Raw genomic sequence first — 14923 nt, 5'->3', positions numbered from 1 at the left:
CATGGCGCTCGTGTGCACACAGATCGACGAGTGGATCGAGGAACAGGTCTCCAAGCCGATCGAGGTCTGGGAGAACCAACAGCGGGAGAAGTGCAAGGACTACCCCTGGTACGACCCGCGCGGCTGGGTCTGCTGGCTGGTCTGGGTGCTGGTCAAGGTCATCCGCTGGGTGGTCGTCACCGTCGGACGTTGGGTGACACGCACGGTCTGCAAACTCGTCACGACGATCGTCGACATCATCGTGAACGTCCTGACCGGGCTCTGGGATGTCCTCGTCGGCATCGTGACCCTCGACTGGCGACGCATCCTGGACGGCCTGATCAAGATCGGGTTGGGCATCGTGATGGGCGCGATCGGCATCATCCGGATCCTCGTGCTCTGCGACACCTTCGATTTCATTCGGGGCGAGTTCGACAAGAGCGCCCTGCGCTCCCACGTCCGAGGACTCCTGGATGCGGCGTACAAGGCACAGACCCGCACGCAGATCGGCGAGGCCATCGGCCTCGACCACGGCGCGTTCGGCCTACGTCTCGTCGGCACGGCGTACCGCACGGTGCTCGACTCGCAAACCCCGTCTCCCGACGACCCCTCGGTCCCCCATCTCGTCGTGCTGCACGAGGAGGGCGCGATCAACCTGAGGGAGCTGTGCGGCTTCGAATACCCCCAGGGCTTCTGGAACCGCAAGCGCTACAAGACCCTCAAGAAGGGCGTCGTCATCGGTGGTGGGGGCGGGGGTGAGTTCGACAACCCGATCTCCGCGAGCGAGCTGGACAGCTACCTCGACTCCCGCGGCGTCGACGGCCCCAAGTTCATCGTGCTCGCGATGCGCGACGGCGTGCTGGACACCAAGCTGAGCGCGGCACAGGACAAGGGCCGCCAACTTGGCCTGATCCTGAGCTGGCGCCAGGACAGGAAAGAGGTCACCGAAGCGGGACACATCGTTCACGCCGGCTTCGACACGACCAGTGCCTCCTCGTCCCTCGTGCGGTTCCTGATCAAGGTCATCGGCCGCACCGATCGCTCGGATGCGAGTGCGCAGACACCGCCCTCGGCGCCCGCAGCAGAACGGGCCGCCCGATCGGAACTGTGCCACCCTGTCGTCGTCGGCGTGTTCCGCTACACCGACACCCTGCGCGGTCTCGCGGCGAGCCTGGAGCAGAGCAGCTGCCAGAGCCGCCACAACGCATCCGGGGCAACGTTCATCGACAACTTCCCTGACCAGGTCTGGAAGTACGTGCCCATCCACGAGCTGGGTCACTGCTTCGGCCTGTGCCACGTGGACGGCCTGGATCGGATCATGGTCTCGTCCCGCCAGAACAGCCTGTGGAGCTGGTCGCTGCTGTGGAACTGGTGCGTCAGGGGTGAGCCCTACTTCACTCTCGACGAGGCGAAGTCGGCCTGGGACTACATCGTTGCCCACTTCGACGCGGAGTGCCTCGGCGCCTCGCGCGACCGAGGGGATTGATCCCGGGACACTGCCGCCTCAGGCGGCGTCGGTCCGGACCTCGGTGGTGGCGTCGGCCGGGATGGTGACCGTCACGGTCGTGCCCGAGCCCGGGGCGGAGACGATGGAGATCGTGCCGCCGTGCTGCTCGACGATCTGCTTGACGATCACGAGTCCGAGCCCGGTCCCGGGGATTGCCAGGCGGGTCGCGATCGAAGAGCGGAAGAATCGGGTGAACAGTCCCATCTGCTCGTCCTCGGGGATGCCGACGCCGTTGTCGGAGATCGTGACGACGAGGTCAGCGTCCACGTGTTCCGCTCGGAGGGCCACCTGCCCGCCCGCCGGAGTGAACTTGACAGCATTGGTCAGCAGGTTGAGCAGCGCGCGTTCGAGCTGTTCACGGTCCACGTGGACGGTGTCGACGCCTGGGCTGCAGGTCAGCGTGAGCTCGACCGACTTCGCCGCGGCGATCTGCTCCACCTGGCTGTGCACGCCGGCCAAGAGATCCGCGACGCAGATCGACTGGCGGCGCAGCGTCACGGTGCCGCTATTCATGTGAGTGAGCGTCAGGAGGTCCTCGATCAGCGTGAGAAGGCGCTCGCTGTTGCGGCCGATGACCTCCAAGCTGTTCGACCGACCGGCCGAGAGGTCACCGTCGTCATCGTGTTCGAGCAGTTCCACGTGTCCGATGATGCTCGTCAGCGGAGTTCGCAGCTCGTGGGAGACCGTGGCCACGAAGTCGTTGCGAAGGCGATCGAGTTCCTCGAGCTCCCGGACGTGCCGCTGGAGCCCCATTTCGAGAGCCTTGCGTTCGGTGATGTCGCGGGCGGTCACCACGATGCCGTTGACGCTCGGGTGCCCGAGCAGATCGGTGCTGACGGTCTCGACGTCGGTGAGGTGCCCGTCGCTGCAGCGCATCCGCCACTCGGCCCTGGCGCTTTCTTGAGCGCGAAGCCGCAGTCGGGAGTAGAAGGCCGTCACCGCATCGTGCTCGGACGGATCCATCAGCGAGAGCAGGCTCGTGCCCAGCACGTGATCCGGGTGGAGGCCGAGGACCCGCACCACGGACGGCGTCACGAAGCGGACCACCAGTTGAGCGTCGAGGACCATGATGAGGTCGGAGGAGTTCTGGACCAGCGCGCCGACTCGTGACTCACTGCGCTGCCGGCTGAGGACCTCGGTGAGCGCTGCGCTCTCCAAGGCCAGCGCGACCTGCGCTCCCAGCGTCTGCAGCCCATCCACCACATCCGTGGGCACCGGTGCCGAGCCGATCACCACCAGCCGCCCGTAGACGGCGGCCTGGGTAGCCAGCGGCACCACGACGGAGTCCGAGGACGTCACCACGACGGCTCCGTGTGGCTCGGCGCCGTCGTACATCTCCGCGCTGATGCGCATCTCGGCCAGCCCCTGCACCAGATCACGCGCTCCGTTGACCGCGGCACGTCGGATGTGCTCGCGGTCGGGTGCGACTGTCAGCGACGTGGCGGCGCGGCGCAGGATGCGTTCTCGGCGTTCCGCACGCTCGTGCCTGCCCACGGCATCGCGCAGGCTCGAGAACAACCCCAGCATGCGGATGAGCACCAGGACGAACAGCACCGCCGACACGGACGCCGACACCGGGACGCTGAAGCCGGGGACCTGCCACAGGCTGTCGATCAACAAGGTCGCGGGGGCGATCAGGGTCGCGGCCGCCAGCAGCAGGACACGCCGCCCGCTCAGCGAGGTACCCGTCGCGGGTGCCCGCGCCGACAGTTCACGCATCGACGGATGAAGTGCGGCAGCGCCCCACAGGACGTACGTGCTCATCCAACCGACGTCGAGAAAGCCGCCCGTGCCGTAGGCGCCACTCAGCTCGATGGCCACGTAGGCCCCGTCGGTGAGGATCAGGCACACGATGCTGGCTGCCATGAGATACAACGCCCTTGGGCGAGCGCCGTTTCCGATGAGCAGCCGGGCGGTCACGGCCAGGAGCAGCACGTCCATGGTCGGGTAGGACATCGAGACAACCCGCGACAACAGCGTCTCGTCCCTGAGGTGGGTGTACGGCTGGATGAGGAAGACCCACGAGAGCAGCCCGAAGCCGACCGTGATGATGAGTGCGTCGAGCGCGCTGGCCCAGTCGCTCTCGCTGGTGCGGCTCCGGATCAGCAGCAGGAGACCGGCCGCCTGCACGGGGTAGTAGGCGATGTAGAACCCGTCTCCGACGGACGGGAAGGACGGGTCGAACGTGTAGTAGACGTAGTCGCCGCCGACGAACAGCACCTGGGCGACAAGGAACAGCACCCACGGGAGGATGGGCCGGGGCCGGTACCAGGCGACGCCGAGCACGATCGCCACCGCCACCGACAATCCCACCAGCTTGAACAACCAGGCGCTGCCTGCGAGGGGCGGCACCACGAGGTAGCAGACGATGGCGATGCTGCCCGCGATCAGGTAGATCAGCGACGGTCGGCCCGACAACGACTCCTCGCTGCCCGAAGGCGCGCGCGCGACCACGCGTGTCATTGCTCAACTCCCCGAGATCGACCAGACGAGACGCTGCGGCGTCCCACACGTGATGGTAGACGTGCACGAGGCGGCGGGCCGAGCATTCGCTGACCTCCCGTCGGGACGGGTCGACAAGCGCGCCGCGCGAGGCCCCGTCGGACCCGTGAGTCAGGGGCACAGAGGAAGCCAAGCTCTTCGCAGCCGAGAAGTCAGAACCGCCCACGGTCTCGGGTCCGTGGGCTTGCCGAGCAACCTTGGGTCGAAGCCGTGCTCAGGTCAGCCCGACCAGCGCCGCCGACCGCTCCCACAGGCCGTCGATGACCTTCTGGTCACGAGCCTGCTTGTTCTCGCGGCCGTGCGCAGTGAATCGGCTGAAGTACAGCCCGTCGATCTCGGGGTCGGGGCCGCGCTCGGCAAGGGCGACCAGCGGTGCTGCACCGTCCGGGACGCTGATCGTGGCGAACCGCTTCAGCGGCGAGCGGTAGAGCAGGCCGACGAACCACGAGTCGCGGCCGAACGAGCTGCCCACGGGGCCCGGGTGGACAGCGGCCGAGACGATGCCGTCGGCGGACCACCGTTGAGCGATACCCCGGGTGAAGAGGATGTTCATCAGCTTGCCGGTGCCGTAGGCCGGGAACTCGATCGCCCGGCGGTGCTCGTAGTCGAGGTCGTCGAGCACCACCTTGCCCATCAGGTTGGCGACGCTGGAGGTGTTGACGACCAGCGACGACCGGGCCGCAGCCAGCTGGGCGTGGAGCAGGTTGGTGAGCAGGAACGGGGCCAGGTGATTGACCTGGAAGTTGGGTTCGTGACCGTCGCTGGTCTTCTTCGACGGGGCGAACATGCCGCCGGCGTTGTTCATCAGCACGTCGAGCGTCCCCACGCGCTCGCCGACCTGGTCGGCGAGGCGGCGGACGTCGTCAAGCCGGGAGAAGTCGGCGACGAGAGGTTCGGTGCCGACCGCCTCGGCGACGGGTCGCAGCTTGTCGGCCGAGCGGCCGGTCACCAGCACCGTCGCGCCGCTGGCAGCCAGCACTCGGGCCGTCTCGGCCCCGATCCCGTCACTTGCTCCGGTCACCAGGACCGTGCGGCCCGCCATCGTCTGTTCGCTCATGCCGCGAGCCTAGGCCGGGGCGGCGCCAGACTCGGAGCCAGTCCTGCCCTCGGCGGGAACGGCGCTGAAGCGCAGCGTCAGGGCGCGTTGGATCCCGACGTGGCGGGCCAGGAAGTCGCGCTCGTCCAGCCGCTTGCGTCGCAGCCAGCTCGTGACCTCCTGGTTGCACTTGCTGGCGTTGCAGGGACCACACGCCGGGGCGATGTTGTCGAGGGTGTAGCGCCCACCGCGAGACAGCGCCTGCACGCAGTCCCGCTGCAGCGGTGTGCCGCTCGCGCCGCAGTAGGCGCAGCCTCCCCACGCTGCCTGGAGCGCGGCCCACTCGGCCGCACTCAGGTCGTGCTCGACGCTGTCCATCCGGCGCTTGCGTCGACGGGCGGCCCTCGCCCGACGACTTCGATCGACTGCCATCTGCCCAGCCTAGGCAACGTCGCGCTCGAAGGGGCTCGTGCGGATCGGCGAGTCAGGGCACTCACGCACGCGTCAGGGAAAGTCAGAACCGCCCACGGTCTCGGGTCCGTGGGCGGTTCTGAAGATGAATCTAGATCGCGGATGTACTCAGTTGTGGCACAGAAGATCCACGCTCGGGCCACAGAACCGCCACGGTTGGCGCGAACGCTCGGCGTGTTCCCCGATCACCGAGGTTGACCGGACACGACGAGCCAACACCATCGACCGCCCCCATCGGGTGCAGGACGTGGATAGTGTCTGCGCAGGGGCCGCACGCTCGGTGGGGCCGACGAGGGGAAAGAGCCACATGAGCACGCCGTCGCAACCTGCTGCACCCGCGCCGCTCGCGCCGCCGGAGGCAACGCTGACCTTGACCGCCCCGCACGCACCCGCGGCCGTCGCCGAGACCCAGGCCCCGCGGATGGCGCCGCAGGTCCCCGCCGCGGTCGTCCCCGAGCTCGACGCGAAGGTCGAGGGTTTCTTGACCGCCCTGTCCGCGACCACCCCGGGCAGCCCCGAGTTCTCCGCGCAGGCCGACAACGTCCGCACCATGGGCGACGCCGACATCCGCCAGGCTGCCGAGACGTCCAACCGGATGCTCGACCAACCCGTGCGGGCGCTCCAGGAGGGCGGCCTGGCGCAGGGCTCGGCCGTCGGCAAGACACTGCTCGAGCTGCGGCGCACGATCGAAGACCTGGATCCGAGCGCCGCCAAGGGTGTCTCCCGCTGGATGGACTGGCTGCCTTTCGGCGACAAGGTCGAGGACTACTTCCGCAAGTACCAGTCCTCCCAGTCGCAGCTCAACGCCATCCTGCACAGCCTGCGCAACGGCCAGGACGAGCTGACCAAGGACAACGTCGCACTCAACCTCGAGAAGACGAACCTGTGGTCCGTCATGGGGCGCCTCAACCAGTACGTGTATGTCGCCGAGAAGCTCGACGCCAGGTTGTCGGCGCGCATCGCCGAGCTCGAGCTGAGTGACCCCGAGGCCGCGAAGACCCTGAACAAGGACGTGCTCTTCTACGTCCGGCAGAAGCACCAGGACCTGCTCACCCAGCTCGCGGTCTCGATCCAGTCCTACCTCGCGATCGACGTGATCATCAAGAACAACATCGAGCTGATCAAGGGCGTCGACCGCGCGTCGACCACGACGGTCTCTGCGTTGCGTACGGCGGTGATCGTGGCCCAGGCACTCGGCAACCAGAAGCTCGTGCTCGACCAGGTCACGGCCCTCAACACCACGACCTCCGGCATGATCCGGCGCACCTCGGAGATGCTCAAGGACAACTCCGCGGCCATCCAGGAGCAGGCAGCGTCCTCGACCATCGACATGGACGACCTGCAGGCCGCGTTCGCCAACATCTACGCCACCATGGACTCCATCGACGAGTTCAAGGTGAAGGCTCTCGACTCGATGGCGCAGACCATCGGCGTGCTCGAGACCGAGGTCGAGAAGTCCAAGTCCTACCTCGACCGGGTCCGGGACCACGACGCGCGCAACGCGGCTGGCACCCTCGACCTGACCGAGCTGCCGCGTCGAGCGTGAGCTGGTCCTGGTGGGGCTGAGGTCATGGTTCGTCAGGGCGCGGGGGCCCTCGGGCGAGGAGATGGTCGCCGCATCCCCGCCCGCGCCGACCGAGGCGGACATCATCGCTGCCCTGGCGCGGGTCGAGCAGATGCTGGCTGACGGCAACGCGCCGCCGGTCGTCGTGTCGCGCGTGCACCGCATCGCCGCGCTCGTCACCGACACCCTCCCCCGGCTGCCCCACCTGGGGCAGGGCAGCTTCGACTCCTATTCCGTGGTCGCCACCGCCACCGACTACCTCCCCGAGGCGCTCGGCGGCTACCTCCGGCTCCCGCGCGAGTGGGCCGACACCCGCCCGATCGACGGCTACAAGACTGCGTTGATGGTGCTCATCGACCAGCTCGAGCTGCTGGCCGCCACCATGGACAAGATCCTCGACGCCGCCACCCGCTCCGACGCGCAGGCCCTGATCGCGCACGGACAGTTCCTGCAGGCCAAGTTCGGCACCCCGACCGACGGCCCCGACCTCAACCTGGGACCAGCATGACGACTCTTCGTGAAGCCCTGGAGGCACTGACCGCGCTCGCCACCACCGCCGGCATCGACCCCGCGTCCGCTCGCGCGGAGGGTGAGGCACTGGCCGCGACGGTCGCCGAGCCGGCTCGGGGTGCGTACGTCGAGTGGTGCGGCGAGACCGGACACAGCACCGCCGAGGAGTTCACCACGGCGGCCTCCCGCGGTCGCCGCTACCGCGTGGCCCAGACACCCGCCATGGCGTCGCTCGCCGCCGCCGGTTCGGCGCACGCTGCGGCATACGCCCGGGCGCTGTCGGACGTCGCCATCGCGGGCAGCTTCCTCGGCGAGGAGAACGCCCGCAGCATCGGCAACGCCGCCACGGCCGCGGCCGCCCAGCTCGGCGCCCCGGGTCAGGTCGCCCCGGTCCCGTCGCCGGCGACGCGCGAGCGTGTGCCCGGCGTGGCCGACCACTTCCTGCAGCAGGTGATGGAGCAGAGCCGGATCGTCCGCGACAAGCTCGCGGCGCTGGAAGGCGCCGAGATCGTGCGCGACCCGTCCGTGCTGGGCGAGCCCACTCCCCTCGAGGCGGATCGCGTCGTCACCGCGCCCCCGGTCGAGCCGGTGACGCCACCGGCAGGGCCGGTCCCTCCCGAGCCGCCGGCGAGGACCGTCGAGGAGTTGCTCGCCGAGCTCGACGACCTCGTCGGACTGACCGACGTCAAGGCCGAGATCCACCGCCAGGCGGCCGTGCTGCGGGTCGAGGGACTGCGCGCCGACGCGGGCCTCGAGGGGCTCACCATCACCCGGCACCTGATCTTCAACGGCAACCCCGGCACCGGCAAGACCACCGTGGCCCGCCTGGTCGCGGGCATCTATCGGGCGCTCGGCCTGCTCTCCTCGGGCCAGCTCGTCGAGGTCGACCGCTCCGAGCTCGTCGCCGGCTACCTCGGCCAGACGGCGATGAAGACCGCGGAGATCGTGAAGTCCGCCATCGGCGGGGTGCTCTTCATCGACGAGGCCTACTCGCTGGCCGGTGACCAGTACGGCCAGGAGGCGATCGACACCCTGGTCAAGGAGATGGAGGACCACCGCGGCGACCTCGTCGTGATCGTGGCCGGCTATCCCCTGCCGATGGCCGCCTTCATCGGTCAGAACCCGGGCCTCGAGAGCCGCTTCCGCACCGAGATCAACTTCCCCGACTACACCGACGACGAACTCGTGTCGATCTTCGAGGTGATGGCCTCGGGTGCGCAGTACGACGCGGGCGAGGACGTGGTGGACCGGTTGCGCGAGCTGCTGGTGCAGGTCGAGCGCGGGCCGTCGTTCGGCAACGCGCGCTACGTCCGCAACGTGCTCGAGGCCGCGATCGGGCGGCACGCCTGGCGGCTGCGCGAGGTCGACGCCCCCACACTCGAACAGCTGCGCCTGCTGATCGCCGAGGACCTCGCCCCGGCCGCCGAGGCGGTCGAGCTGTTCGCAGACACCCCAGCGGAGCCTGTCGATGCACCGGTCGACGTACCCACCGAAATCGACGCAGTCGAGGAGCAGTCATGACCCAAGCGCCCCAGGCGCAGGCCCCAGCGCCGGCGCCGATCTCGACATCGGCACCCGCGGCGCCGGCGAGCACGCCTGCTACTGCCGTCGCCACGAAGACCGTCGACGTCCCGAGCCTGCTCAACCGATGGCAGGTCGTCGCGGTGGCGGCCTGCGTGCTCTTCGCGGTCCTCACCGCCGCGCTGCAACTGCTCGGCTGGCAGGCCAACCGCGCCGCCGCCGACAACACCGAGCAGCTCGTGCGGGTCCAGGGCATCCAGTCCACGCTGTTCCGGGCGGACGCGCTCGCGACCACAAGCTTCCTCGTCGGCGGCCTGGAGCGACCCGAGCAGCGGCAGGCCTACGACGACGCGATCGACCGCGTGACCCGTCAGATCGCGGACGCGGCGCAGGCGCAGCCCGCCGACAGTGAGGTGCTGGCAGCACTCAACTCGGTGGTCAACACCTTCACCACGACCAACACCCAGGCCCGCGACAACAACCGGCAGGGCTTCCCGGTCGGCGCCGAATATCTCCGCGGCGCCAGCACTCAGCTCCGCGACGAGGCCCAGCCGTTGCTGCAGGCGCTGACTGACGCCAACGCGACGCGTGCCGAGGACGAGCTCGGCGCTCAGCAGCCGTTCCTGATCCTGCTGCCCGGACTTGCTGCGATGGCGCTGCTCTGGTGGGTCAACACCCAGTTGTCCCAGGTCTTCCGGCGCCGCTTCAACGTCGGCATCGGCGCGGCGTTCGTCACTGTCGGGGCGCTCACCCTGCTCGCCGCCGCGGTCAGCTCCAGTCAGAACGGTGCCAACGACGACCTCCGCAACGGCAGCTATCGCGTCGCGGTCGCCGAGGCCACCGCCCGGACCGCCGCCAACGACGCCAAGTCCAACGAGAGCCGGCGACTCGGTGCCCAGGGGTCGGGAGCGGTCTTCGAGGAGGGCTGGCAGGCGGCGGCCGCGACCGTGTCCGACAACGCGTCGCCGGCGACCCTGGAGCTCTGGCGGGCCTATTCCGATCTGCACGTCAGCGTGGTCGACCTCGAGGAGAGCGGGAAGTACGACCAGGCCGTGGCGCTGGCCACGACCAGTGCCGCGGACGGGCCCACCGCCGCCCTCGACGCCTTCGACCAGGCGTCGCAGGACGTCGTGTCGCGGGCGGCCACGGTGGCCACCGACGAGCTCAGGTCCGGCAACAGCATCTTCCTGCTGCTCGCCGCCCTGACGCTGCTGCTCGGGCTCGGCGCCGCCGGTCTCGCCACCCGGGGCATCGCCCAGCGACGTAGGGAGTACGCATGAACAGCATCCGTCGAACGGTCGGCCTCCTCCTCGCGTCGGTCGCCGTCCTCGCCGTCGCGTCGTGCGGGTACGACCCGACGCCGCTCCCCCAGGCCGAGCCGGCCGTCGTCGACGAGGTCGTGCCCGGCACGCCGCCGACGTGCGACCCCACCACGGCGACCGTGTCCTACGCACCGGACGCGACAGCCGACCAGGGCGCATCGCTGCAACGGATCCGCGACCGGGGCTACCTCATCGCAGGCGTGGCCGCCGACAACTACCTCCTCGGCTCGCGCAACCCGTTCTCCGGGCAGATCGAGGGCTTCGACATCGACATGGTCAACGCCATCGCGGAGGGGATCTTCGGCGAGACGGGCCACGTGCAGCTGCGCGTGATCACGGCCGCCGACCGGATCCCGCTCCTGGTGGCCGACGAGATCGACATCGTCGCGCGCAACATGACCATCAACTGCACGCGCTGGCAGCAGATCGCGTTCTCGGCCGAGTACTTCCACTCCGGCCAGAAGCTGCTGGTCCGCAAGGGCTCCGGGATCAAGAGGATCGAGGACATGGTCGGCAAGCGCGCCTGCGCACCCGCCGGCACCACCAGCATCGAGAACATCCAGCGGCTCGCGCCCGACGCCATCGCGGTGACCGCCGTCAACGACACCGGCTGCCTGATCAAGTTCCAGAACGGCGAGACCGACGCCATCACCACCGACGACACGGTGCTCGCCGGGCTCGCAGCCCAGGACCCCTACGCCCTGGTGCTGACCAAGGAGCGCCTGACCGACGAGCCCTACGGCATCGGCGTCAACGCCGACCGGGTCGACCTTGTCCGCTTCATCAACACCGTCTTCGAGCGGATGCGGGCCGACGGGTCGTGGCAGGCGTCCTACGACCGCTGGCTCGAGCCCTCGCTCCAGGCCGCAGGCAACCAGCCGACACCCCTCTACGGCCGGCGCCCATGACGGCTGCCCCCACCGCGCCCGGGCGACTCGGACAGCCACTCACCCCCGCCGACGCCCAGACCTTCCTGCTGGCGCTCGACGACTGGGTGCGCGCGCGCCGGCTGGAGCTCGATGAGCTGGACGAGGCGGCCCTCGCGGCCGGGCGCGGTGACGAGATCGCCTCCGACATGGTCCTGTCGCTGGCCGTCTGGCAGGCCGTGCAGCAGCGCTACCAGCTCCTCAACGCCACCTTCGACGGCGGCCGCGTCGGCCCCATCGAGGCCGAGCGCCTCTCGACCCTGGTCTGGGGTCGGCTCGACGGCGACCTCGGCGCCGGCCTCGCCATCTCCCTGCCCGAGGCCTGCCGACTCTCCGACGCCCTGGTCGGGCAGGTGCAGACACGGCTGGCCCTGCTGCCCGGTGCCGACGCCAACGCGGCCCGGATCAAGCAGCTGCGTGCCAACCTCGAGCGCGTGCGTGACCAGGTCTCCCTGGAGCCCAGCTCGACCCGCGACGCCGCCCGCGCCACCCTCGTCGGGCTGTCGCGCCGGCTCGAGGACATCACCGCCCGCGCCCAGCGCGGTGCCGACGTCGGCGGTCTGCTGCCACCCCTCGAGGCCGAGGCGTCGGTCTTCGAGCGCGACCTGATCGTCGGCAACTCGAAGCGTCGCGCCGCCCGCGACGACCTGCAGGCCACTCGCCAGCTGCGCACCGAGCTCCTCGCCCGCGCTGCCGCGCTCGGCGCTCTCGTCACGCTGTGCGTTGGCACCGTCGATCCGGCGCCGCGCTACGCCGTACCCGACGTCGAGGCCCTCGGCCCGGTGCCCAACACACCGGCCGAGATCGAGACCCACCGACGCAAGCTCGAACGTGTCGGGCAGGCGCTCGGCGTCGCCGAGGGCGCGTACGCCGCAGCGCTGGCCGAGCACCGCCAGCTCCTCGACCTCCTCGACGCGCTGCGCGCCAAGGCCCTCGCCCACGGACTCGCCGAGCTCGCCGATCTCGCGGTCAGCGAGCGGCAGGCCCGCGACGTGCTGGCCCGACGACCCGCGCCGATGGCCGTGGCCCGTTCCCTCGTCGCGACGTACCAGTCGTGGCTCACCCAGCTCCTGAACCAGCAGTCCGCATGACCACCGAGGAGTCTCAGATGACCTGCCAGCAACCCGGTTGCACCGGTTCGATCCAGGACGGCTACTGCGACGTGTGCGGGATGGCGGCCGCCACCGCAGCCGGCGCCCCGGCCGCGACGCCGACGGGCGCCCCGTCTGCGCCCGCCCCGACCGACGGCTCGTCGTGCACCCAGCCGGGCTGCGCGGGCACCGCCGAGGACGGCTACTGCAACGTCTGCGGCTCCCCGGCGACGGCCGCCACCTCACAGCCCGACCCCGTGACCACCAGCCCGACGTCTGCCCGGACCTCGGCCAGCCGCATCCAGTCGGCGGCCCTCGGCTCCCGTCGAGCGGGCACCAGCGCCACCCGCCGTGCCGGGCACGGCTCACAGCGCATGCGCGCCGCGCGCCTGGGCGCCGGCCTCACCGTCGTACCGCCTGCGCCGTCGGTCGATGCGCTCCAGGCCGTCGTCGACAACCCGTCGGTGCCCGAGGACAAGCGCACGTGCTCCAAGTGCGGCTCCGCGATCGGCCGCTCGACGACCGGCAAGACCGGCCGCTCCGAGGGCTTCTGTCCCACGTGTGGCCAGGAGTTCTCGTTCACGCCCAAGCTCAAGGCCGGCGACGTCGTCGGCGGTCAGTACGAAGTCGTCGGCGCCATCGCCCACGGCGGCCTCGGCTGGATCTACCTCGCCAAGGACCGCAACGTCTCCAACCGCTGGGTGGTGCTCAAGGGCCTGCTCAACTCCGGCGACCCCGACGCACTGGCGGCGGCCATCGCCGAGCAGCAGTTCCTGGCGCAGGTCGAGCACCCCCTGATCGTCGAGATCTACAACTTCGTCACCCACGAGGGCGCCGGCTACATCGTCATGGAGTGGGTCGGCGGACGCTCGCTCAAGCAGATCCTCAAGCAGCGGATGAAGGACAACTCCGGCGCCTACGACGCACTCCCGGTGGACCAGGCCCTCGCCTACATCCTCGAGGTGCTGCCCGCCTTCAGCTATCTCCACGACCTCGGGCTGGTCTACTGCGACTTCAAGCCCGACAACCTCATCCAGGTGGGCGACGCGGTCAAGCTGATCGACCTCGGCGGCGTCCGCCGCATCAACGACGAGGACTCCGCGATCTTCGGCACGCTCGGCTATCAGGCACCCGAGGTGCCGCAGGTCGGCACCAGCGTCGCCTCCGACATCTACACCATCGGCCGCACGCTGGTCGTGCTGTGCATGGAGTTCCGTGGCTACCAGGGCACCTATCTCCACACGCTGCCGCCGCCGGACACGACGCCCCTCTTCCAGCAGCACGACTCCCTCTACTGGCTGATCGCCAAATGCTGCGCCGCCGATCCGGCCGACCGGTTCGCCTCCGCTGAGGAGCTGCGGACCCAGCTGCTCGGCGTGCTGCGTGAGGTGGTCGCTGCCCGGACCACCGGCACGGCGCTGACCTCCGCCGCGTCCCCCCTGTTCGAGGCACCGGCCACCTCGGCGTCCGCGCTGGACTGGTCCCAGCTGCCGGGCCTGCGCCCCGATCCCTCCGACCCCCAGCACTCCTGGCTGACCAGCGTCGGCGATGCCGAGCCCGCCGACATGCTCACGGCGCTCGAGCAGGCTCCGGAGGAGTCGGCCGAGGTGCTGCTGCGCCGGGCCCGCGCAGCCATCGAGCTCGGCGACACGCAGGCCGCTCGCGGATCCACCGCCCAGCTGCTCACCCAGGACCCCTGGGACTGGCGCGCGCTGTGGCTCGACGGCCTGGCGGCCATGAAGGACCAGGACTGGGAGAAGGCGCTGGCCGCCTTCAGCGCCGTCTACCAGCAGGTGCCGGGCGAGCTCGGCCCCAAGCTGGCGCTCGCGATCGCGTGCGAGAACGGCGAGCTGCCCGAGGTGGCCGAGGGCCTCTACGCCACCTGCGCCGCGACCGACGCCGCCTACGCCGCGCCCGCTGCGTTCGGGATGGCGCGAGTACGCGCCGCCGGAGGCGACACGGCGGGCGCCGTACGCGCCCTCGACCTCGTGCCGTCGACCAGCCGTGGCTACCCGGAGAGCCGTCAGCTGCGCGCCGACGTGCTCCTGGCAGGCGCTCCCGACGACCTCGCCGTCCTCGACCAGGCCCTCACCAGCATCGCGTCCGTCCGGATGGACCCAGGAGAGCGGCAGCGCTACACGGTCCGGATCCTCAGCCACGCGCTCGAGTCCGTGACCAAGGGCGGAGCCGTCCGCGCCGGGGCCGCCCGGCCCACCATCGGTGGCGTCGAGGCCCGCGAGGACGCGCTGCGCGACGCCCTCGAGAGCGCCTACCGCGCGCTCGCCCGTGAGGCAGACACCCTCGACTCCCGCGTCGCCCTGGTCAACCAGGCCAACGCCGTACGCAACAGGACGCTGGTGTGAGCGTGACCGACCCTCGATCATCCATTTCCAGGACCTGTCCCTCCTGCGGCACCGTCGCGCACGGCGACTCCAACTTCTGCGAGGAGTGCGGGACGCCCCTGGCCACGACGGGGGCACCCGCTCCGGCGCCG

General features: G+C 70.0%; 11 protein-coding genes. 8 read left to right on the top strand and 3 right to left on the bottom strand.

The genetic code is table 11. The features are described from left to right. Position 1: 1 nt before the first annotated feature. Positions 2 to 1465 (top strand): hypothetical protein, encoded by a 1464-nt coding sequence (locus tag RMO85_RS19135; RefSeq protein WP_310530306.1) that lies wholly within the window; start codon positions 2 to 4, stop codon positions 1463 to 1465. An 18-nt stretch (positions 1466 to 1483) separates the two neighbouring features. On the opposite strand, the gene RMO85_RS19130 is transcribed toward RMO85_RS19135, so the two are convergent. From RMO85_RS19130 to RMO85_RS19120, 3 genes are all read right to left on the bottom strand, one after another. Then, the gene (locus tag RMO85_RS19130) at positions 1484 to 3949 is read right to left on the bottom strand and encodes an ATP-binding protein (RefSeq protein WP_310530305.1); all 2466 of its coding nucleotides are present in this window, start codon (positions 3947 to 3949) and stop codon (positions 1484 to 1486) included. Between the two features lie 253 nt (positions 3950 to 4202). Further along, on the bottom strand, positions 4203 to 5045 hold the full coding sequence (locus tag RMO85_RS19125; protein WP_310530304.1) for an SDR family NAD(P)-dependent oxidoreductase: 843 nt from the start codon (positions 5043 to 5045) through the stop codon (positions 4203 to 4205). Between the two features lie 9 nt (positions 5046 to 5054). Further along, positions 5055 to 5456 carry an HNH endonuclease gene (locus RMO85_RS19120; RefSeq protein WP_310530303.1) on the bottom strand — a complete coding sequence of 134 codons (402 nt, stop codon included), beginning with the start codon at positions 5454 to 5456 and terminating at the stop codon, positions 5055 to 5057. Between the two features lie 346 nt (positions 5457 to 5802). Here RMO85_RS19120 and RMO85_RS19115 point away from each other — a divergent pair, with 346 nt between their 5' ends. The 7 genes from RMO85_RS19115 (at position 5803) to RMO85_RS19085 (ending at position 14792) form a co-directional block, all read left to right on the top strand. Next, positions 5803 to 7041, top strand: coding sequence for a toxic anion resistance protein (locus tag RMO85_RS19115; protein WP_310530302.1), 1239 nt, complete (start codon positions 5803 to 5805; stop codon positions 7039 to 7041). A 61-nt stretch (positions 7042 to 7102) separates the two neighbouring features. Further along, entirely contained in the window at positions 7103 to 7567 is a 465-nt protein-coding gene (locus tag RMO85_RS19110) for a hypothetical protein (protein ID WP_310530301.1), read from the top strand. Beyond that, complete coding sequence (locus RMO85_RS19105; protein ID WP_310530300.1) at positions 7564 to 9090, top strand: AAA family ATPase; 1527 nt, start codon at positions 7564 to 7566, stop codon at positions 9088 to 9090. Before RMO85_RS19110 ends, RMO85_RS19105 begins: the two co-directional genes overlap by 4 nt. Further along, positions 9087 to 10370 carry a hypothetical protein gene (locus RMO85_RS19100; protein WP_310530299.1) on the top strand — a complete coding sequence of 428 codons (1284 nt, stop codon included), beginning with the start codon at positions 9087 to 9089 and terminating at the stop codon, positions 10368 to 10370. The genes RMO85_RS19105 and RMO85_RS19100 overlap by 4 nt, the downstream gene beginning before the upstream one ends. Beyond that, positions 10367 to 11320, top strand: coding sequence for a glutamate ABC transporter substrate-binding protein (locus tag RMO85_RS19095; RefSeq protein ID WP_310530298.1), 954 nt, complete (start codon positions 10367 to 10369; stop codon positions 11318 to 11320). The genes RMO85_RS19100 and RMO85_RS19095 overlap by 4 nt, the downstream gene beginning before the upstream one ends. Next, positions 11317 to 12429, top strand: a complete 1113-nt coding sequence (locus RMO85_RS19090) for a hypothetical protein (protein ID WP_310530297.1) — start codon at positions 11317 to 11319, stop codon at positions 12427 to 12429. Before RMO85_RS19095 ends, RMO85_RS19090 begins: the two co-directional genes overlap by 4 nt. A 17-nt stretch (positions 12430 to 12446) precedes the next feature. Continuing rightward, positions 12447 to 14792 (top strand): tetratricopeptide repeat protein, encoded by a 2346-nt coding sequence (locus tag RMO85_RS19085; RefSeq protein WP_310530296.1) that lies wholly within the window; start codon positions 12447 to 12449, stop codon positions 14790 to 14792. Positions 14793 to 14923 lie beyond the last annotated feature (131 nt).

This window comes from Nocardioides sp. (assembly GCF_031422975.1).
Lineage (GTDB): Bacteria > Actinomycetota > Actinomycetes > Propionibacteriales > Nocardioidaceae > Nocardioides.
This window is presented reverse-complemented; position numbering and strand designations above follow the sequence as displayed.